The organism is Nocardia sp. NPDC051900 (assembly GCF_044452545.1).
GTDB classification, from domain to species: domain Bacteria; phylum Actinomycetota; class Actinomycetes; order Mycobacteriales; family Mycobacteriaceae; genus Nocardia; species Nocardia sichangensis.
Genome location: NZ_JBITBU010000005.1, coordinates 16,941 through 37,159 on the forward strand (window position 1 = coordinate 16,941; position 20,219 = coordinate 37,159).

Genomic DNA, 20,219 nt, shown 5'->3' on the forward strand with positions numbered 1-20,219 from the left:
GCTGGTCAGATCATGGCCACCGGGCTGAGTCGGCCCGCCAGATAGCGTGCCCTGCACTCGCCGCGGCGGAGCTTTCCGCTGCTGGTCTTGGGGATTCGCCCCGGCTCGAGGAGCAGTACCGCACCGGGCATCACCTCGTGGGTGGACGCGACCGCAGTGCGGATGCGCCGGGCCAACGCGAACAGTTCGATCGGCTCGCGTCCGTCGACCGTGCCGAGTTCGGCGGCGACGACCAGGTCTTCGCGCAGCCCGTCGTCGTGCCCGAACGCCGTCACGTGACCCGGCCTGACCTCGGGCGCGCATGCCTGCACCGTCGCCTCGATGTCGGCGGGATAGTGATTGCGTCCGTCGACCACGATGACGTCCTTGCGGCGGCCCGCGATGTAGAACTGGCCCTCGTGCTGGAAGCCGAGATCGCCGGTGCGCAGCCAGCGGGCAGTGCTTCCCGGCAGCGTGGCGCCGAATATCTCCGCCGTGGCATCCGGTCTCCCGAAATATCCGTCGCACACATTGTCTCCGGCCACCCAGATCTCGCCGACGCGTCCAGCGGGCAGCGCGGTTCCGAGCACCGGATCGACGATCCGCAGCTGTTGTCCAGCGGGTGCGCCGCACCCGACCAGCGGCACACCGTCCACGGATCCCGCCGCGTCCTCGGACAGCGCGACCGCGCGGCCTTCGGACAGTGCGGCGCGGTCGAAACGGTGCCATACCGGGTTCTCGCGCTGGTCGCAGACGGTGACCGTCAGGGTGGCCTCGGCCAAGCCGAAGCCGGGAGTGTGCGCGTGATGGCGAAAACCGTAAGGGGCGAAGGTCTCGGTGAACTCCTGCAAGGCGTCGGCGCGGACCGGCTCCGAGCCGTTGAGCACGATGTCCAGTCCGGACAGGTCCAGCCCGGCCCGCTCGGCGGGGGTGGTGCCGGACACCGCGAGTTTCAGGCCGAAATTGGGACACCCCGTGGTACCGGCGCGGTAGTCGGCGATCGCGCGCAGCCAGCGGACGGGGCGCTTCACGAACTCGGCGGGCGCCAGCGTGATGCCGTGCACGCCCAGGAAGAGTGGCAGCGAAAGGCCGAGGATCAGACCCATGTCGTGGAAGAACGGCAGCCAGGTCACGACGGGCTGATCGTCCGCGACCGACACGGCGTGCCCGAGTTGCGTCAACGCCGTGGCGAGATTGTCGTGCGTGACCCGGACGCCCGCGGGAGACCTCGTCGATCCGGAGGTGTACTGCAAATAGGCCAGCTCGTCGCACACCGGATCGATCACCGGTGCGGCCGACGGCGTGGCGGGACGAATGCCGGGTGCGACGAAGCGTGTCTCGAGTGACCCCGCGCGGCGTGCCGTCGGGTCGGCCACGCTCGCCGACGCCATCGCGGTAGGCGCGCCGGACCTGATTCCCTCGGCTGAACCCCAGTCCGGCACACCGGGATTCGCGGGCAAGGCGAGAGCTCGTCCCAGTGCGGTGCCCAGGATCGGCGCGGTGATCTCGTCGTGAGCGGAGAGCAGGCTGAGCGAGGGCCTGGCATCGGCCAGGACGGCGTGCAGGCGTTCGCGGTTGCGTGCGCCCGCGGCCGGGAACAGCGGCACCGCGACTCGATTGCTGTACAGGCAGGCGAGAAACGCCACCGCATAGTCGATGCCGTGGGCGCAGAGGATGCCCACGCGGTCGCCGGGGGCGCTTTCCTGCCGCAATCGTGCTGCCAGCGCGCCCGACGCGGCATGCAGGCGCGCGTAGGTCAGCGTGACGGGCTTGCGTTCCTGGACGCGGAACCGCAGCTCGGTGAAGGCGGGCTCGTCCGGGCGGGTGGCGGCCCACGCGGCCACCGAAGTCGCGAGACCATTCCCCGCCGGGTGGTCGCCGCGGCTCACGAGGTCTCTCCGGTATTCGCGGCGACCCGGTCCAGTAGGGCGGCGCCGAGGGCGGTGATGGTGGGGTGCTTGAACAACTCCGCCGTCGCGATCCGGACGCGCAGCCGCGCTTCCAGGTTTCGGCGCATCTCGATCGCGAGCAACGAACTGAGTCCGAGGTCGTTGAAGTCGGCCCCGGCGTCGATGTGCTCGGCGGGCAGATCGAGCGTGCTCGCAAGAACGCGGCGGATAGTCGTGGTCAGCGGTTCGGCGGGCTCGGGCGTGCGCTCACTCGTCTCGGCGCGGGCGGGCGCGGGGTCGGGACGGCCGATGGGCACGAGCAGATTCGTCAAACGGATCGCGATCGGGGAAGTGTCGGTCGTCGGCATGTGCTCCAGCGCCAGGAGGTATGGGCCGTCGTAGCGCAGGACTTGGGACAGTACGGCGCTTCCGCCCGGCAAGTCGAACGCGCCGATGCCCGCTCGACGCAGATGGCTCGCGCCGCCTGCCGCCGCGGCGAGGCCGGAATCCCACAGCCCCCAGCCGATGCTCAGGATCCGTCTGCCCGGATCACGCTGCGCGAGTGCGTCCATCGCGGCGTTGGCGGCAGCGTACGCGGCCTGCCCCGGCGCACCGAGAGCGCCGGTGGCCGAGGAGAACAGCAATACGAAGTCGGTGGCGTCGGTGGCGGTGAGCTCGATCAGATTGCCCGCCGCAGTGGATTTGGGCAGGAACGTCCTGGTCAGCTGGCCCGCGGTAATCGCGTCGAACCCGGCGTCCTCCAGCACGCCCGCCGCGTGCACGACACCGCGGATCATCGAGTCGGAGGCCCGGATGTCGCTGAGCGCGTTGGCCAGGTCGTCCCGGTCGGCGGCGTCGCAGCGCACCACGACGATGCGGTCCTCCAAGCCGTCGAGCAGCGCGGGCACCGGGCGAGGCGCCCTGGTCAGCACCACCACGTCGCGCGCGCCCGCGTCGAGCAACCAGCGCACGGCGACCGAGCCGAGCGTGCCCAGTCCGCCGGTGACGACGTATGTTCCGTTCGCGTCGACGCCGACGGCAGGCACGGCGCGTGGTCGCGCGGGCGTGAAGCGACGCACCGCGGTCTCACCCGCCGACAGGCGCAACTCGTCGGGAACGGCGCTGTCGGTGGTCGCCACCAGGCGGGTGAGCAGCGGCAGGTTCCTGGGGTCGGAATCGGCCCAGACCAGGCGCACCGTACGACCCGTCTCCAGCTGCAGCGAACGCACCAGCCCGGCGATCGCCGCGGGGACGACCGAGGCCGCCACGGCGGGCGCATCGGGCCGCGAGAGCGGGCGGGCCGGATCCTCGTGCGGCAGTACCACCGTCACGGACGCGGTGGCGTCCTGAGCGGAGATCAGTTGCAGCAGTTCGAGGACACGACCGGCCGCCGCGGCGCTCTTGCCCGCACTCACGCCGAAACCGGTGGGCCAGACGGCCACTACGGCGTGGTCACCGCTGCGCCCGGCCAGTACCGCGCTGACGAGCGAGCTCGCGTCGTCCGGTTCCCGCGCGATCCGTTCGGTGGGCAGCTCGGCGTCCAGTGCGCGGGCGAGCCGGACGGCGAGGTCGGAGGCGCCGACCACCACCGCGCGCCGCACGAGGGTCGCGGGTGCGTCACCGAGCCCGAGTGAACCGGGATCGCGCGACTCCCAGGACTCCTGACGGAAGGGCGCGTTTCGCGTTTCGTATTCGGCGGGCGCCGTGCGAAGCGTGCCGAGCCCCTCCTCGTCGGTGGGGTCGGCATAGCGAATGTGCACACCGGAGAGGGCGAGACAGGGCACCCCGTGCTGGTCGGTCGCGATGACGTCGCCGATCAATCCGGTGTCGGTGCGCTCGTGGACCAGCGCGTGCACCTCGAGCACGTGGCGATTCGGTTCATGTGACAGCCAGGCCGAGTCGATGCCGATCGGCAGCGGAATCGACGTGCCGGGCAATTCGTCGAACACCGCCGCGGCGAGCACGTGCAGGCAGCCGTCCAGCGTTGCGGTGCGATGCAATTCGGCGGCGTCGAACAGGCCCAGCGCCCGTCCGGTGCCCGCGGCGATGCCGCGCAGCGTGCGGAATCGCGGACCGTACTCCAGACGTCTGCGGCGCAATTCCTGGTAGAAGACGCCGGTGGTGATGACGCGCATGTGATGTCTTGCGGCCCGGTTTGCGTCGACCACCCGCATCCATGCGACGATATCCGCGGGTGTGGGGTCACCGGCGGGCCGGGCCGAAGCCAGCGTTCCGGTGCCCGTGACCTCCGCCCGTACGCTTTCCTCCGCTCCCGGCCCGCGATAGACGACCTCGGGCAGGGCGCTGGGATCGGTCCTCTCATGTACGGCGAAATCGGTCAGTGCGGCCGCCCCCGCCGTGTCCTTGGCGAGCCGCAGCAGCCGCCGCAGCCAGAAGACGGCGGGCACGATGTTGTCGCCCTGTACCACGTGATGGGTCAGATCCTCGGCGGCGAAGGCGGATTCGGGGACGTGCGCGCTCGCGGGTCCGGCCACCAGCAGCGGGAATTTCCGCTTGCGCCACTGCCGCGGTACGGGTGTGCCGAAGGGGCCGAGCGCGGACCAGTCGACCGGCCGCCCCTCCAGGTACAGCCCGGCCACGCCGGTGAGAAAGCCGTTCGCCTCGTCATCGCGCAGCGCCACGGCATGCGTGCCGTCGCGGAAGTCCGGGTACTCCCGCACCGCCGCGAGCAACACCGGCTGCGGGCCGATCTCCACCACGGTGGCGATGCCGTCTTCGGCCGCGCGCTCGAGCGCGGCCGCCAATTCCACCGTGCCCGCGGCATTCTCCGTCCAGTAGTCGCGGTCCATGGCGGCGGTGGTGATTTTCGCGCCGCGCCGCGCCGTCGAATACACCGGCAGGCGCGGCGTCAGGGGCGTGATCTCGGTCAACGCCGCGACGAAAGGCGCGAGCACGGTGGTGACCTGCGGGCTGTGCGCGGCGAAGTCGACCGCGAGCCTGCGCGCGAACATGTTGCGGCGGGTGGCTCGCCGCACCAGCGTGTCGATATAGCGCGGGGTGCCGGACACGACTACCGACCTCGGGCCGTTGATCGCGGCGACGGCCACTTCCGATCGCATCGGCTCCACGAGTTTGGCCGCCTCGCCCGGGGCCGCCTCCAGCACTGCCATCGCGCCGCGCCCGTCCAGATGCGCCAGCGTCGCGCTGCGCAGCACCACCACGCGCGCCGCGTCCGCGAGGGTCAGCGCGCCGCTCACCGCCGCCGCCGCGATCTCGCCGAGACTGTGGCCGGCCACCGCATCAGGGCGGATCCCCCATGCCGCCAGCAATTTCACCAGCGCCACCTGGAAGGCGAACAACGCGGGCTGCACCAGATCGGTGGCTTGCGCCGCACCCGCGGAGGTGAATCCGTCACGCGGCGTCCAGACCCGCGGCCCGCCCGCCGTCACGATCGCGTCGGTCGCCTCGGTGAGTGCGGCGGCGAAGACCGGATATCGCGCCGCCAGCGCACGGCCCATCTTCGGATGCTGGCCGCCTTGCCCGGAGAACAGGAACAACAGCCCGCCGCGGCGGCAATTCGCCACGGGGCCCAGCGCCGCGTCGGCGTCGCCGTGGCCGAGCGTGCGCAACCGGTGCACCGCGTCGGCGTGATCGTGCGCGAGGATCGCGGCCCGGGTCGGCTCCGGCACCGCTCGCGCCGCCGCTGCGACCGATTCGGGCAAGGAGGGCCCTGTTCGGTCGAATTCATCGGCCAGCCGCAGTGCGCGGTCGCGCAGTTCCTCCTCGTCACGTGCGGTGAGCGGCAGCAGTATCGGGAAGTGCGCATCGTGTTCGGGCCGCGCTCGCGTGGCGCCGCGGAGCACGAGATGCGCGATCGTGCCGCCGAATCCGAACGAGCTGATGCCCGCCACGCGTTCCGTCGCGTCCACCCGGCTCCAGTCCACCGGCTCGGTGGGCACGCGCAGGCCGCGCTCGGCCAAGTGCAGCAGCGGATGCTCGGTGTGCACGTTGATCGTCGGGGCGATCACCCCGTGGTGGATGGACAGCGCGGTCTTCACCATCCCGGTGACTCCGGCGGCGGCCTCCAGATGACCGATGTTGGACTTCACCGAACCGATCCAGATCGGGTCGTCCGAGCCGGGCCCGAGCGCGGCGGCGAGCGCGCCGACCTCCACCGCGTCACCCAAAGGCGTTCCGGTGCCGTGGCATTCGATGTACCCCGCGCTGCTGGGCGGGCGCCCGGCTCGCGACCACGCGGCCCGCAACGTCTCCTGCTGTGCGCGGCCGTTCGGCGCGTACAGGCCGTTGGAGCGGCCGTCCGATCCGACGGCGGTTCCGACGATCTCCGCGTACACCCGGTTGCCCTCGCGTACCGCGTCCGCGCTGCGCTGCAGAATCACCACGGCGCAGCCGTCGCCGCGGGTGTAACCGTCCGCGGCCACGTCGAACGGCGTCGAGCGTCCGCCGGGCGACAGGAAGCCGCCCTCGGCCAGGTAGTTCGAGGTGTGTTCCAGCAAGACGAGATTGACGCCGCCCACGATGGCGAACGGGACGGCGCCGTCGGCGAGCAGCCGGACCGCGAGGTCGACCGCGGCGAGCGAGGACGAGCACGCGCTGTCGAGTACCAGACTCGGCCCGTGCAGGTCGAGCACGTACGACAACCGGTTGGCGATGATGCTGAGCGCCGACCCGGTCACCGCGTAGGGCGCGTCGTGACCCGCGCGGCCGAGCACCGCGATGCCGTGGTCGTACCCCGACGCGCCGAAGACGACGGCCGCGCCGGAACCCCGCGTGCGATAGCCGATCCCGGCGTCGTCGAGCGCCTCGACCGCGACTTCCAGCGCGAGCCGCTGCTGCGGATCCATCAGCGCGGCCTCGCGGTCGGAGATGGCGAACCAGTCGTTGTCGAAGGACTCGACATCCGCGAGGTACCCGCCGCGCCGCGAGCCCAGCCGCCCGGCGGGCGGGGCGGACGTGGCGTCCCGGCCCTCGAGCAACAGCTGCCAGAACTCGGCGACGCTCGCCGCCCCGGGCAGTCGGCAGCCGATGCCGATGATGGAGACGGGTGGATGCGAGCCGACGGAATCAGTAGCCGCGCTGCTCATCGCATCGCGAGATACTCGACAAGCTGTTCGATGTCCGGATGGTCGTAGAGCGCGGTAAGCGGAACTTCGACTCCCATGGCGTCCTCGAGATAGGCGGTCAGCCTCGCGAGCTGAGTGGAACCGAGGCCGAGATCGGTGAATGGCGAGCTGGTCGACACCGAGGCGGCGTCGACACCTAGTAGATCCGCTACGGCAAGGACGGCGGCACAAGTGAGTGCGGTGCGTCGGCTATTGCCGAGCGAACCGCCGTGTTCCGGTGCACCACTGTGCCCGTCCGGAAGACCGGGCCGCATCGCGTCCTCCCTCCCCGTCTCCCCGGCTGCTGTCACCGCTCGAGAACGGTACCCCCGCGATTATGCCGCAGAAACCGCCCGGAGCAACGTCGCATATCCGCTGCCTGCCCGGCTCTTTCGCGAACCGGCGCGATCACATACCGTGGCACCGTGACCGAACCGGACAGCGGTGCCGCCACCCGTGCCGAGCGCACGCCGACTCTGCCCACCCTGCTGCGCTGCTGCGCCGCGCTTGCGGCCACGCCGGGCCGGTTGTTGCGGCCGCGCCGCCCCGACACCGCCCTCCTGGCGAACCTCGAAGCGCTGCCGCCGCCCGCCGCGAGCGCAACGGTCCGGCTGACCGTGCTCACCCAGGCCACCATGTCGGCGCCGACCACGATCGTGGCCGAGGGCGTGCGCAGCCTGCGGGAGATGCGGCTGTCGATGGCGGCGTTCCTGGTCGAGCATCCGAAGGCGCGGTTCCTGGTCGACCCGGCCCTCTGTGCGGGCGTGCACGAGCGCGTGCTGCCCGAACTGCCGTTCCCGGTGCCGCTGCTCGTCTCGCCGGACAAGCCGGTGCTCGGGCTGTCCGACGCGCTCGCCGCGCACGATGTCGCGGGCGAGGACATCGATTTCGTGGTGCCGACCCATCTGCACTGGGATCACGTCTCCGGCCTGCTGGAGCTGCCCGCCTCGGTCGAGATCCGATTGCCCGGAGTCGAGTACGACTGGGCGATGGGCGGCCCGCACGCACCGGCCGGTGTTGCGCGCGGACCGCTGCGTGGGCGCAGTTTCGACCGCTTCGAACTGGACGGACCGCCCGTGCTGACCTTCCCGCGCAGCAAGGACCTGTTCGGCGACGGCTCCGTGCTGCTGGTCGATCTCGCGGGCCACACGCCGGGCAGCATCGGCGTATTGCTCGCGGTGGACGACGGCAGCCGCGTGCTGTTCGCCGGCGACGCCGTCTGGAGCAAGTTGCAGGTCGATCTGCTGCGGGAGAAGGCGCCCATGCCGGGCAAGCTGTTCGACGCCGACCGGGACGCCGCCTTCACCACGATCCATCGCCTGCACGCGCTGCCCGACGGCATCGAACTCGTCGCGAGCCACGACTACGCGGCCGTCACCGCCCGCGCGGCCAAGTAAACGCGGTCAGCCGACCACCACGGTTTCGGCCAGACGCGCCGTGATCAGCTCCTCGGCCTCGTTGACCATCCGGCCGATCAGCTCGGCGCAGGTCGGGATGTCGTGGATCAGGCCCTGGCACAGGCCGACCGACCAGATGCCCGCGTCCAGGTCGCCCTCCTCGAACACCCGGCGGCCGCGCGCTCCCGCCACCAGGTCCCGCACGTCGTCGAAGGTGCCGCCGGACTTCTCGATCTCGACGACCTTGCGGCTGATCTCGTTGTCCGCCACCCGCGCCGTGTTGCGCATGGTGCGGAAGATGAGCTGGGTGTCGCGCTCGGAGTTCGCGACGATCTTCTCCTTGACCTTCTGATCGATCGAGGACTCCTGCGTGCACAGGAACCGGGTGCCCATGTTGACGCCGTCCGCGCCGAGGGCGAGCGCGGCGACCAGGCCGCGGGCGTCGGCGATGCCGCCGGAGGCGATCATCGGGATGCTCAGCTCCCGTGCGGCGGCCGGGATGAGCACCAGGCCGGGGACGTCGTCCTCACCGGGGTGGCCCGCGCATTCGAAGCCATCGATGCTCACGCCGTCCACGCCGATCCGCTCGGCCTTCAGCGCGTGCCGCACGCTGGTGCACTTGTGCAGCACCTTGATGCCCGCGTCCTTGTAGTACGGCAGGAACGGTTCGGGGTTGCTGCCTGCCGTTTCGACGATCCCGACGCCGCTGTCGATGATCGCCCGCACGTATTCCGCGTACGGCGGCGGATTGATCGACGGCAGGATGGTGACGTTCACGCCGAACGGCTTGTCGGTGAGTTCCCTGGTGCGCTCGATCTCGCGGCGCAGGTCGTCCGGGGTCGGCTGGGTCAGCGCCGTGATGAAGCCGAGCCCGCCCGCGTTGGCGACGGCCGCGACGAGTTCGGCCCGCCCGACCCACATCATGCCGCCCTGCACGATCGGGTGTTCCACCCCGAACTTCTCGGTGAACCTGGTCCGCAGCATTGCGCTTCTCCTATGTCTCGCGCGGGCGTGCCGGTTCGCCCGTTCGGGTCGATGGTGACACGAGAATCGGCCCGTCTTCAACTCACAAGTGAGCCGTGGTTCGCATATCTGAGGATCTTCATCGCTGCCGTTTCCGCTTCGCAACCGCGCGGTGGTAGGTCAAATGGCCTGCTAGAAGAGTTCAACTCGAACCGGGCCCCAGCTCCGGGCTGATTAACCCGGATTCATTCCGCAATCTCTTGCCGGGCGTTTAAGTTAGTTGCTATTCTGCACGCGATTCAGCCCGTCGCCGCCGTCGGACAACCCGGCGGGCCGATGACGGTCCGAGAGGAGTTCGTGGCAATGACCACCGGGGCAGCAGCGCTCGACGAGCCGATCAGGTCGCGGCGTAATCACTGGAACAACCAGATCGCCGTGCACGCGCAGATGCGCCCGGACGCGGTCGCGATCCGGTTCCGTGGCGTGGACACGACTTGGCGGCAGTTGCACGAGCGGTCGCTGAAGTTCGCCGACGGACTGTCGCGCCGGGGCATCGGGTTCGGCGACCGGGTGCTGATCCTGGCGCTGAATTACCCGGAATACCTCGAGGCCGTGTTCGGCATCAACGCGCTGGGCGCGATCGCGGTCCCGGTCAACTTCCGGCTCACGCCGCCGGAGGTCGCCTATATCGTCGGCGACAGCGGGGCCGAGGCGGTCGTCACCGATACCGTGCTGCGGCCGCTGGCCGCCGCCGTGCGAGCGCAGGCGCCCGCCCTGGAGACCCTCGTGGTGATCGGCGGCGCGTCCGAGGACGGCGTGATCGGCTACGACGACCTGATCGCCGAATCGGGTGAGCCGCACACCCCGCTGGACATCCCCGAGGACACCCCCAGCCTCATCATGTACACCTCGGGCACCACCGGCAGCCCGAAGGGCGCGGTGCTTACCCACGCGAATATGAACGCGCAGGCGCTGACCTGCATCCGAGCGCTGGCGCTGGAACCGGACTCGATCGGGCTGTGCACCTCGCCGCTGTTCCACATCGCCGGTCTCGGTAGCCTCGCGCCCGCCTTCCTGCTGGGCTCGAAGACGGTGCTGCATCCGCTCGGCGCCTTCGACGCCGGTGAGTTCCTGGACGCGCTGGAGCGCGAGCAGGCCACCTCCGCGTTCTGCGTGCCCGCGCAGTGGCAGCTGGTCTGCGACCATCCGACGGTGAAGGATCGCAAGCTCGCGCTCGAGGTGCTCAGCTGGGGCGCCGCGCCCGCCTCCGACACCGTGCTGCGCGCGATGGCCGAGTGCTTCCCGAACTCGTTCAACGTCGCGGTGTTCGGCCAGACGGAGATGTCGCCGATCACCTGCGTGCTGGAGGGCAAGGACGCCATCCGCAAGCTCGGCTCGGTCGGCAAGGTGATCCCCACCATCCAGGCGCGCATCGTCGACGACGAGATGAACGACGTCGCGCCCGGCGAAGTGGGCGAGATCGTCTATCGCGGTCCCACGCTCATGCAGGGCTACTGGAACAAGCCGGAAGCCACCGCCGAGGCCTTCGCGGGCGGCTGGTTCCACTCCGGCGACCTGGTCCGCCAGGACGAAGAGGGCTTCGTCTACGTGGTGGACCGCAAGAAGGACATGATCATCTCCGGCGGCGAGAACATCTACTGCGCCGAGGTGGAGAACGTCCTGTTCGCGCACCCGAAGATCCGGGAGGCCGCGGTGGTGGGCCGCACGCACGAGAAGTGGGGTGAGGTGCCGGTCGCGGTGGTCGCCCTGCACAACCCGGACGACGAGCTGACCTTGGCCGAGTTGGAGCCGTTCCTCAACGAGAACCTCGCGCGCTACAAGCACCCCAAGGAGCTGGTGCTGCTTGCCGAGCTCCCGCGCAATGCGAGCGGCAAGGTGGTCAAAGTCCAGTTGCGCAAGGACTATTCGTCCTGAGCGTGCGGTGCGTTCGGTTTCACGTGAATCGGACGATGCACGCGGGCGCGGATGCGTAAGGTCGTCACATGGCGATCCGACGCATTCGCGCCGCCGTGCTGGCGCTGCACTGGCAGGTGAATGTCATTCGGTCGGAGGGGTTCTTCGGTCCCATGCTGGCCGCGCCGGTGGCGGCTTCTGGCGTCGTGGCGCGGGCGACGGACTTCCACGCCGCGGCGCTCGCGGCGCGGCTGCCGGTGGTCTTCACCCGGTTCACCATTCCGATCGGCGAAGGCGAACTGGTGCGCAACACCGGATTCATGCGCTCGGTCGGCGCGGCGCAGACCGAGTTCCGGCCGGAATCACCGGGCGCCGCGATCATTTCGGAGATGGCGGCGCAGCCGACGGAAGTCTTCGACAACCAGAAACTTTCCGGCCTGGCGGGCAGCAAACTGCCGGAATGGTTGGCCGATCAAGGGATCGAGACGCTCTTCGTCACTGGCGTCGCCACCAACCTGACCGTCGAGCAGACCACACGGCACGGCACCGATCTCGGCTTCACCGTGCACCCGGTAGCCGACTGCGTGGCCGCCGCCACCCCGGAAGCGCACGAAGCCGCGCTGGCCAACCTCGAACTCGTCACGGCGGGCAGCGTGCGCGCCGCGGACGCGCTGGAACTGATCAGCGGCTGAGCATCGCTCTCCTCGCGGAGGAAATGGCTTCTCGGCCCACACGGAAATCGGCCACATCGGAACCCCCGCACGAAGATCGGATAGCTCGGCTCTCGAGGAGCGGCCGATGGCGCACACCGACAAGCTGGTCGGCGGGGAAGGCCGGTCACGCACTCCGTCCGGCCAACCCTGGACCGATGAGGCGGACCACCTGCTGGTACGCCTCCCCGGCCGAGAGCGGTGGGTGTCCTTCCGCGATCGCGCCGAGCAGGCCGACCACACCCCAGGACAGGAACGTCACGGTGGTCGCGAACTCGTCTTCCGGCATCGTCAGCCGGTCGCGCAGCCGCTCGGCGAGGATCTGCGCGACCATCACCCGCGTGGTGCGCAGTAGCACGGTGCCGCTCTTGCGGCCGAGCAGCGCCCGGTAGATCTCCGGGTGACCGGCGGCCAGCTCGAACAGCGTGCGCACCGGCGCGAGCGGTTCGGGAGCGTCCGCGTCGGTCTCCGTCGCGGTCATGGACGCGCGCAGGTAGTCGGTGCTGCTGCGCAGCAGCAGATCGTCTTTGTCCCGGTAGTGGGTGTAGAACGTCGACCGCCCGACGTCCGCGCGCTCGAGGATGTCGCGGACGGTGATCCGGTCGTAGGCGCCTTCGACCATGAGTTCGATCAGCGCCCGGTGCAGCGAGGCCCTGGTGCGCCGGACCCGGCGATCGGCGCTGTCCTGTTCTTCCGGCACGGTGCCTCCCGGACAAATGTCTCGTACGCGTCCGGTTACGGACGGTTTCCGTGGCATTGATCCTGTTCGGCACCGCCATATCGGCAGATCCTGAACTCATGTCCGGAAACGAACACCAGTCTGCCACCGATAGCCGCCCCGACGTCGGAGTGCTGCTCACCCAACCGCGCCGCTACCGTGCCCTCAAAGCCGCGCTTCTACTCGGCCGGGCGAACCGCCTCAACGCCCGGCTCGCCGAGTTGGCTCGTCCCGCCGCCGGCGCCGAGGTCGTCGATGTCGGTTGCGGTCCGGGCGACCTCGCTCGCGTGCTCGCTCGCCGCGTCGGCCGGGTCACCGGCGTCGATCCGTCGCCGCAGATGATCGACTACGCGACCGCGCGCTCACACGGCCTGGCCAATTGCCGGTTCGAAGTCGGGACGGCACAGGATCTTCCGCTGCCCGACGCGTCCGCCGATCTCGTGACCTCGACCTTCGCGATGCATCACATCCCCGCGTCGCACCGTGCCGACGCCATCGCGCAGATGTTCCGGGTATTGCGCCCGGGCGGTCGGCTGCTGCTCGCCGACACGCTGCCGACCGATCCGTTGCTCTCCACCGTGGTGCGCGTCATGGCGAGATTCGCGGCGCACCGCACCCACGATGCCGATCACGACCACGGTGATCCACTGGCGGGCATCGATATCCGCCGGTATCGAGACGACTTGCGCGCGAACGGTTTCGAAAGTGTCGAATTCGTCGTCGTTCGCCCCGCGACCGCCGTGCTGCTGGCGAACAAACCAGGCGAGACCGCCGCTTAGATCAGGTCCTTCTTCGCCAGCCAGCGCATCGCGCCCCAGCCGCAGAACACCGGAAGCCAGCAGGTGAGCACCCGGTAGAGCAGCACCGAGGGCACCGCGATGTTCGCGGGCAGGCCGAAGGCGGCCAGACCACCGATCAGCGCCGCCTCGACCGCGCCGACACCGCCCGGGGTCGGCGCGGCCGCGGCCAGCGTGCCGCCGATCATGGTGACGATCGTGACGGTGATGAAGGTGGTGCCGCCGCCGAACGCCTGCACGCTGGCCCACAGCGCGCCCGCCATACCGACGGTGAGCGCCGCGCATCCGCCGATGATCACCGCGGAACGTTTGGGATCGCGGGCCAGGTCGGCGAGTTCGCCGATGACCTCCTGCAACTGCGGCCGCACCGCGTCGTTCAGCCAGCGGCGCAGTTTCGGCACGAACATGAACGCGCCGACGATCCCGACGCCCACGCCGGCGAGCAGATACAGCACCGTGGCGTGCGGGACGAAATGCGACAGGTCCGTCGAGGTGCCCGCCAGGATGCTGAACGCGAGCAGCAGGCCGACATGCGTGATCACCTGCACCGCCTGTTGCAGCGCGACCGCGGCGGTGGCGCGCACCGTGCCGATACCTGACTTCTGCAGAAATCGCACGCTCAACGCGAGTCCGCCGACGCCTGCGGGGGTGGTGGTCGCGGCGAAAGTATTGGCGACCTGCATGATGAGCAGATTCCGGATGTTCACCGCGCCGAACGCACAGGCCCACAGCGCCGCCGCCGCGCCGACGTAGGTCAGGGCGGAGACGAGCAGCCCGAGCAGCGCCCACCACCAGTTCGCCGTGCGCAGCTGGGTGAAGAAGGTCGGCACGGCGCTGATGAACGGGTAGGCGACGTACACCAGCCCGATCAGCAGGACCAACTGGATGATCTGGTTGCGGGAGAACCGGGTGATCTGCTCGGCTTCGATCCGGTCCTGACCGGTCTGTTTGCGCACCTCGTCGCGGGCGTCGGACAGCGCGGTCTTCCATTCCGGGACCGCTTTGCGGATGCCGGTCGGTATGGCCGACTTGGTCAACCGGCCCGCCGCGGCGAGTACCCGCGCCTCGCCCAGGGTTTCGATCGCCGCGCGCACGGCGGGCTCCTTGCCGAACGTCGCGGTGGTCGTCACCAGCAACTGGGCGATGTCGGATTGCAGTTGCGCGTCCGACGCTCCGTATTCGGCGTTGCCGAAGCCGCCGAACAGCGTGACGCCGTCGGCCACGCGGATGTCGACCGGCCGCAGGTCGCCGTGTGAGATCTGCTTCTGTTGCAGAGCGTCCAGCGCTCGCCACACTCCGGGCAGCACTTCGGCGGACTGTTCGGTGATCGCCGTGCCGCACGGCTGCGTGTGCGCGTACAACATCCAGCCACGCGACAGCGCGGCGACCGCGACGGGGGTGCCGCTGCCGAGCCCCAGGTCGGCGACGGCGATCGCCATGAGCGCGCGATGCTCGACCGCACGGTGCATGGAACCGTGGATGGCCGCGGTTTCGCTGGAGCGGAAGGTCAGCCAGCGCCACAGCTGGCGCAGCGCGCCGAAACTGCGCTGGTTCTTGCCGAACATCTCGACGAGCAGCTCGCGTTCCGGCCCTTCGATGGCGGCGGCGAGCACCAACGGACCGCGGCCCGCCGGATGCACCACGGTGAACCCGGTGACCGTGTGGCCGCGTTTGGCGAGCACCCGCACGGCCGCGTCGAGCGGGACCTCCAGCGCGGGCGTGCCCACCACGAGCACGATCACCGCGCCGACCAGCCAGCCGACCGCGAGCCCGAACATCGCCCGGGCGGGCACCACGGTGCTGACCACGAGGTGGATCGGCGCGAACGCCAGCAGCAGGAACCACAACCAGCGCCGCGGGCGGGTGGGCAGCCACGGACTGGCGACGGTGAGCATGGCGGCGATCATCGCGATCCAGCGCGGATCGTCGAGGAACTGGGACAGGAAGGTGTCCAACCGGTCCGGCACCTGCAGATGCCATTTCGGCGCGGAGAGGCCGGTGCCGGTGATGGACAACAGCAATCCCGCTACCGCCCCGGCAGCGGCGTAGCCGGCGAGCAGCTTCCACTGCCTGCCGATGATCAGCTCGATCAGGATCGCGAACGGCAGCGCGAGAATCGCCATGCCATAGACCAGGTACACCAGGTTCGACTGGTCCGGGTTGAGGAAACCGACGATGGTGGAGACCGAGCGTTCCAGGGCCAGCCATTCCGGGCGGGTGATCAGTGAGGCCGCGATCACGACCGCCACCCACAGTGTTGCGAGGACGACCCGGATGATGTCGCTCGTGCGCCGGATCAGCGGCTGTAGCAGGCTCCCCGTGACCGGGATCTCCCGCCCGTCCACTCGCATGCTCGCCCGCCTCTCCGGGTATTCAGGCCGTACTGGTTGGAGCCGCGAGACCCGCGTTCAGGTCCTGCGTCGAGTGCCGCTCCCCTTTTCTGGGCGTACCCGGTGAGTTACCCATGTGCGTACGAAGTCTGTTGTTACGTTCGCTGCACGATACCGGCTGGTGTGGACGATCCGGCTCGCGGAACCCCGCCGCTGTCTCCGCTCGGTTGTGCAGTGTGCCGGACATCACTCACGCTCGAGGTTGATCTTCACATCAGTGTCAAGTTTCAGCATGAGGGCATGGACAACGAACTCTTCGAGTACAGCCCGATCATCGATCGTCCGCCGTTGCGGTGGCCCGGCGGTGCCAGGGTCGCGTTCTATGTCGGGCTCAATGTCGAGCACTATCGGGTGGACCGGCCGTCCACGAGCATCTTTCCCGGTACCGCCGGGCTCGCGCCGGATCCGCTGAACTACGGCTGGCGTGATTACGGACCGCGGGTGGGCATCTGGCGGGTGATCGAGGTGCTCGACCGGCACGGTATCCGGGCCAGCGCGTTGCTCAATTCCGATGTCGCCGAGCGGTATCCGCAGATCATCGCGGCGGGTGTACGGCGGGACTGGGCGTGGCTCGCGCACGGGAAGAACAACTCGATCTTCCAGCCGGACGTTCCGGCGGAGGAGGAGGGCGCCTACCTCGCCGATGTGGTCGCGACCATCGAGCGCGCGACCGGACGGAGGCCGCGCGGCTGGATGGGGCCCGCGCTCACCGAGTCCTTCCGCACCCCGTCGCTGCTGGCCGAACTCGGCCTCGGCTACGTCCTCGACTGGACCAACGACGACCAGCCCTATCCCCTGTCGGTACCCGGCGTGCTCAGTGTCCCTTACTCGGTGGAACTCAACGACAACACACTGTTCCTCGGCAAAGCCACCAGCGGACCGGATTTCGTGCGCATGGTCCGCGATCAGTTCGACCAGCTCTACGCCGAGTCGGCCGACAGCGGGCGGGTCATGGCGCTGGCCCTGCACCCCTTCGTGATCGGGCAGGCTTTCCGGATCAAATACCTGGACGAAGCACTCGCATACGTGTCGGGCCACCCGGGAGTGTGGCTGACCACCAGCGACGAGATCGCCGCCCACTACTCCAGCGCGTCGGTGCTTGCCGAACCCGCGCGAGCCGATGACGATCGGGTCAGGTAAACCCGATGTGCGAGAGGCAGCGATGGCAGCGCAGGAACAGACACAGGACCAGGACCTCACCGGAAAGACGGTGGTGGTGACCGGCGCGAGCTCGGGCATCGGCGCCGCGGCGGCGCAGCGGCTCGCGGCTCGCGGCGCCACCGTCGCCGTCGTCGGCCGATCACCGGAGCGCACCGCCGAGGTGGCGGCGAAGGCGGGCGCGCAGCCGTTCGTCGCCGATTTCGCCCGGCTCGACGACGTGCGCAAGCTGGCCGACCAACTGCTCGACCGGTACCCGACGATCGACGTGCTGGCCAACAACGCGGGCGGCGCGTGGCCCAAGCGGACGGTCACCGACGACGGCAACGAACTCACCTTCCAGGTCAATCACCTGTCCCCGTTCCTGCTGACCAACCTGCTGCTGGAGCGTTTGACCCGTTCGCGGGCCCGGGTGGTGAACACCGCGAGCACGACCTACCGGATGGCGAAGCTGGACTTGGACACGGCCAACGCGCCGACCGGCTCGTTCAACCAGCTCGGCGCGTACGGCGCGTCCAAACTGGCGAACATCTTGTTCACCAGGGAACTGGCCCGCCGCACCGAGGGCACCGGCATCACCACCGCGGCCTTCCACCCCGGTGTGGTCGCGACCCATGTCTACGACAACGCGCCGCTCGGCTTCGGCTGGTTCGTCCGGTCTCCGCTGGCGCGCCCGTTCTTCATCCAGCCGGACAAGGGCGCCGAGCCGCTGGTGCATTTGGCCACGACCGCCGACGGTGCGGCGATCAACGGCCAGTACTTCCATCGTTTCCGACTGGAGCCGCCGCGCAACAAGCAGGCGGTCGACGCCGATCTCGCGGGACGGCTCTGGACGCTGTCCGAGCGGGCCACCGGGCTCACGTCGACCGAATAGATAGTCAGGCGGTCACGGTTCTGCGAGCCGGAGCGAGGAGCCCGCTGCCCGCTCCGGCTCGATACCGACCCCGTACACCCCACCGGACACCGCGCTCGCATCCAGCTCGACGATCGCCCGCGCGACCTGCTCGGTGGGGACCAGGGCCGGAAAAGTGGTCGGGGCGATCGCGTTCGCGCGCACGCCGAACTCGGCGAACTCGGCGGCGATATTGCGGGTCAGCTGGTTGAGCGCGGCTTTCGACGCGGAGTACAGCGTCTGTGCCGGGTAGACCTCCGAGCCGGAGATGCTCGAGACATTGACGATGTTGCGGTTGCGCGCGCGATTCTCGGGGCCCGCGTGCAACCAGCATCGTTGTGCCAGCCGCGCCGAAAGACGCAGGGGTACGGCTACGTTCAGCGCGAAGTGCGGCTCGAAGTCGTCCAGCGCCGCGTCGCCGTCGACGATGCCGCCCGGATGCAGCCGGACGTGCGCCGCGTTGTTCACCAGCAGGTCGACTCCGCCGAACCGGGCCAGCGCCAGATCGACCACCCGTTCCACTTCACCCGGCTCGGTCAGATCCGACCGCACCACGAACACACGGGAATCGTTCTCGGGCACGGTCGCGTCCGGCGCCAGCGGATCGATGTACCACTCCAGCTGCGACGGCACCGCGGGTGTGCGCGTGCGGCACACGGCGACGATGTCGTAGTCGCGGTAGTAGGCCTGGCAGAACGCGTCGCCCAGTGTGCCGCTCGCACCGGTGAGCAGGCAGACGCGGCGTTCACCAGTGGACAATCTTGTCTCCTCCCCAGCGCCGTTCGGCGTCCGCCTTGGTGCGGTGCACCCACATCACCACGCTGTTGCGGTCGTTGACGTTGTTGCCCGCGAACGTGTGCCAGGTGCGCGGGGTGACCTCGAACAGCAGCAGCGAATTGTCCAGCGGCGGGACGAGGGACACCGACGGCAGCGCGGCTCCCTGGGCGACGTGGTCGTACAGCGCGGTCTCGCCGCCGTCGCCCGGCTGCCATCCTGGATTGCCCAGATAGAACAGCACCGCGACGCCGCGCACGGTCTCGCGCGCGTCGACACCGGGCGCGCGTGCCCCGGTCTTGGTGTGCACGGTGGCGTCGGGCAGGCGTACTTCGCCGGGACCGGGCGGCGGGCCGGGGAACCAGGCCGGGTTGAGATCGTTGTGCGGCCAGCCGAACGGGCTGCCCGGCCCGTGGTGGTGCACCGATCCTTCGACGTCGCCGGTCGGTTCGACACCCCCGAGCCGGGCGACCAGGTCGTGCCACTCGCGTGAGGTGAACACCGCGAGCGGGCCGTCGCGTAGGTCCCCCAGCCGAATTCCGTCGGCGCTGTAGCCGTCGGCGACCGGGGCGATCAGGTCGGGGCGCTCGCCGCGAACCCGCTCCAGTTGCTCGGTCAACCGCTGATAGAACTCGGGAACGAAGACATCGCGGGCGTACACGTGCGGAAAGGGCCTGCTGCGCCGGATCCAGCGTCGGTGGGCGAACAACTCTGCGAACCACTGCGGAACCGGCGGTGTCGCGAGCTCCGGCTCGGTTGTCACCATTACTCCCTCCCGGTCGAACCTCCGTGATCATATTGCCCGTACCCGGAACACGCGGGCCGGTCGCGGCCCTGCGAAGATCAGGCGGGTGAGCCGGGATCTGCGTGTGTGTTTCGTCGGGGATTCGTTCGTCGCCGGTGTCGGCGACCCGGATTTCCGGGGGTGGGTGGGCAGGCTCGCGTCCGCGGCACATGCGGAAGGGATTCCGCTGACGGCCTACAACCTCGGGGTGCGCAGACAGACCTCGGCCGAGATCGTGCGGCGCTTCCGCGCCGAATGCGCGCCCCGCCTGCCGGACGGCGTAGACGCGCGGGTCGTGCTCTCCTTCGGCGTGAACGACGCCATGCACGAGAACGGCGGTTCGCGGGTCGCGCCCGAGGAGTCGGCGGCCAACCTCGGCGAGTTGCTCGCGCAGGCGGGCGAGCGAGGGTGGCAGGTGCTGATGGTCGCTCCGCCGCCGATCGCCGACGACGAGCACAATGCCCGCACCGCCGCGCTGGACGAGCGATTCGCGCGGGTCTGCGCCGCGGCGGAGGTGCCGTACGTCCGCGTGCACCAGCTACTGCGCGACAGCGCGGTGTGGGCCGCCGACGTGCGCGCGGGTGACGGGGCGCACCCAGGGGCCGCGGGTTACGAGGAGATCGCCGCGCTCATCGCTCCGCAGTGGCGCGCGTGGCTGTCGCGGTGACACGTCGATTACGGAGCGAATAGTCCTAATCTGTCTCAGACAGAACGGGCTACTATTTCGAATTCGGCGTCACCGACCCGGCGTTGCACCGAAATCCAGTGCG

General features: G+C 69.6%; 15 protein-coding genes. 7 read left to right on the forward strand and 8 right to left on the reverse strand.

Annotated elements, in window-relative coordinates; translation table 11 throughout:
* Nucleotides 1-5: 5 nt before the first annotated feature.
* From ACIA5H_RS09275 to ACIA5H_RS09285, 3 genes are read right to left on the reverse strand one after another with little or no spacing between them, the layout of a single operon-like run.
* On the reverse strand, nucleotides 6-1,868 hold the full coding sequence (locus tag ACIA5H_RS09275; protein WP_379249537.1) for a fatty acyl-AMP ligase: 1,863 nt from the start codon (nucleotides 1,866-1,868) through the stop codon (nucleotides 6-8).
* Entirely contained in the window at nucleotides 1,865-6,934 is a 5,070-nt protein-coding gene (locus ACIA5H_RS09280) for an SDR family NAD(P)-dependent oxidoreductase (RefSeq protein WP_397075080.1), read from the reverse strand. The genes ACIA5H_RS09275 and ACIA5H_RS09280 overlap by 4 nt, the downstream gene beginning before the upstream one ends.
* Entirely contained in the window at nucleotides 6,931-7,227 is a 297-nt protein-coding gene (locus ACIA5H_RS09285; protein WP_397075082.1) for an acyl carrier protein, read from the reverse strand. Before ACIA5H_RS09285 ends, ACIA5H_RS09280 begins: the two co-directional genes overlap by 4 nt.
* A gap of 150 nt (nucleotides 7,228-7,377) precedes the next feature.
* Here ACIA5H_RS09285 and ACIA5H_RS09290 point away from each other — a divergent pair, with 150 nt between their 5' ends.
* The gene (locus ACIA5H_RS09290; RefSeq protein ID WP_397075084.1) at nucleotides 7,378-8,349 is read left to right on the forward strand and encodes an MBL fold metallo-hydrolase; all 972 of its coding nucleotides are present in this window, start codon (nucleotides 7,378-7,380) and stop codon (nucleotides 8,347-8,349) included.
* Between the two features lie 6 nt (nucleotides 8,350-8,355).
* On the opposite strand, the gene ACIA5H_RS09295 is transcribed toward ACIA5H_RS09290, so the two are convergent.
* Complete coding sequence (locus ACIA5H_RS09295) at nucleotides 8,356-9,333, reverse strand: NAD(P)H-dependent flavin oxidoreductase (protein ID WP_379249533.1); 978 nt, start codon at nucleotides 9,331-9,333, stop codon at nucleotides 8,356-8,358.
* A 342-nt stretch (nucleotides 9,334-9,675) separates the two neighbouring features.
* Here ACIA5H_RS09295 and fadD5 point away from each other — a divergent pair, with 342 nt between their 5' ends.
* Nucleotides 9,676-11,247 carry a fatty-acid--CoA ligase FadD5 gene (fadD5, locus tag ACIA5H_RS09300; RefSeq protein WP_397075086.1) on the forward strand — a complete coding sequence of 524 codons (1,572 nt, stop codon included), beginning with the start codon at nucleotides 9,676-9,678 and terminating at the stop codon, nucleotides 11,245-11,247.
* A gap of 68 nt (nucleotides 11,248-11,315) precedes the next feature.
* Nucleotides 11,316-11,918, forward strand: coding sequence for a cysteine hydrolase (locus tag ACIA5H_RS09305; RefSeq protein WP_397075088.1), 603 nt, complete (start codon nucleotides 11,316-11,318; stop codon nucleotides 11,916-11,918).
* Between the two features lie 145 nt (nucleotides 11,919-12,063).
* Here ACIA5H_RS09305 and ACIA5H_RS09310 read toward each other — a convergent pair whose 3' ends face one another.
* Nucleotides 12,064-12,636 carry a TetR/AcrR family transcriptional regulator gene (locus ACIA5H_RS09310; RefSeq protein ID WP_397075090.1) on the reverse strand — a complete coding sequence of 191 codons (573 nt, stop codon included), beginning with the start codon at nucleotides 12,634-12,636 and terminating at the stop codon, nucleotides 12,064-12,066.
* A gap of 98 nt (nucleotides 12,637-12,734) precedes the next feature.
* Between ACIA5H_RS09310 and ACIA5H_RS09315 the strand changes: the two genes are divergently transcribed.
* Nucleotides 12,735-13,433, forward strand: coding sequence for a class I SAM-dependent methyltransferase (locus ACIA5H_RS09315; RefSeq protein WP_397075092.1), 699 nt, complete (start codon nucleotides 12,735-12,737; stop codon nucleotides 13,431-13,433).
* Here ACIA5H_RS09315 and ACIA5H_RS09320 read toward each other — a convergent pair.
* Complete coding sequence (locus ACIA5H_RS09320; RefSeq protein ID WP_379249523.1) at nucleotides 13,430-15,802, reverse strand: YbhN family protein; 2,373 nt, start codon at nucleotides 15,800-15,802, stop codon at nucleotides 13,430-13,432. The two genes, ACIA5H_RS09315 and ACIA5H_RS09320, sit on opposite strands and share 4 nt — an antisense overlap.
* A gap of 279 nt (nucleotides 15,803-16,081) precedes the next feature.
* Here ACIA5H_RS09320 and ACIA5H_RS09325 point away from each other — a divergent pair, with 279 nt between their 5' ends.
* On the forward strand, nucleotides 16,082-16,981 hold the full coding sequence (locus tag ACIA5H_RS09325) for a polysaccharide deacetylase family protein (protein ID WP_379249521.1): 900 nt from the start codon (nucleotides 16,082-16,084) through the stop codon (nucleotides 16,979-16,981).
* Between the two features lie 22 nt (nucleotides 16,982-17,003).
* A complete protein-coding gene (locus tag ACIA5H_RS09330; RefSeq protein ID WP_355071113.1) occupies nucleotides 17,004-17,873 on the forward strand; it encodes an SDR family NAD(P)-dependent oxidoreductase in 870 nt (289 codons plus the stop codon).
* Nucleotides 17,874-17,885: 12 nt separating this feature from the next.
* Here ACIA5H_RS09330 and ACIA5H_RS09335 read toward each other — a convergent pair whose 3' ends face one another.
* Together ACIA5H_RS09335 and ACIA5H_RS09340 are read right to left on the reverse strand one after the other, a co-directional pair.
* On the reverse strand, nucleotides 17,886-18,650 hold the full coding sequence (locus ACIA5H_RS09335; RefSeq protein WP_397075095.1) for an SDR family NAD(P)-dependent oxidoreductase: 765 nt from the start codon (nucleotides 18,648-18,650) through the stop codon (nucleotides 17,886-17,888).
* Nucleotides 18,637-19,431, reverse strand: a complete 795-nt coding sequence (locus ACIA5H_RS09340) for a 2OG-Fe(II) oxygenase family protein (protein WP_397075097.1) — start codon at nucleotides 19,429-19,431, stop codon at nucleotides 18,637-18,639. Before ACIA5H_RS09340 ends, ACIA5H_RS09335 begins: the two co-directional genes overlap by 14 nt.
* An 85-nt stretch (nucleotides 19,432-19,516) precedes the next feature.
* Here ACIA5H_RS09340 and ACIA5H_RS09345 point away from each other — a divergent pair, with 85 nt between their 5' ends.
* Nucleotides 19,517-20,116: a GDSL-type esterase/lipase family protein gene (locus tag ACIA5H_RS09345; protein ID WP_379249515.1), complete on the forward strand. Its 600-nt coding sequence runs from the start codon at nucleotides 19,517-19,519 to the stop codon at nucleotides 20,114-20,116.
* The last annotated feature ends 103 nt before the right edge of the window (nucleotides 20,117-20,219 follow it).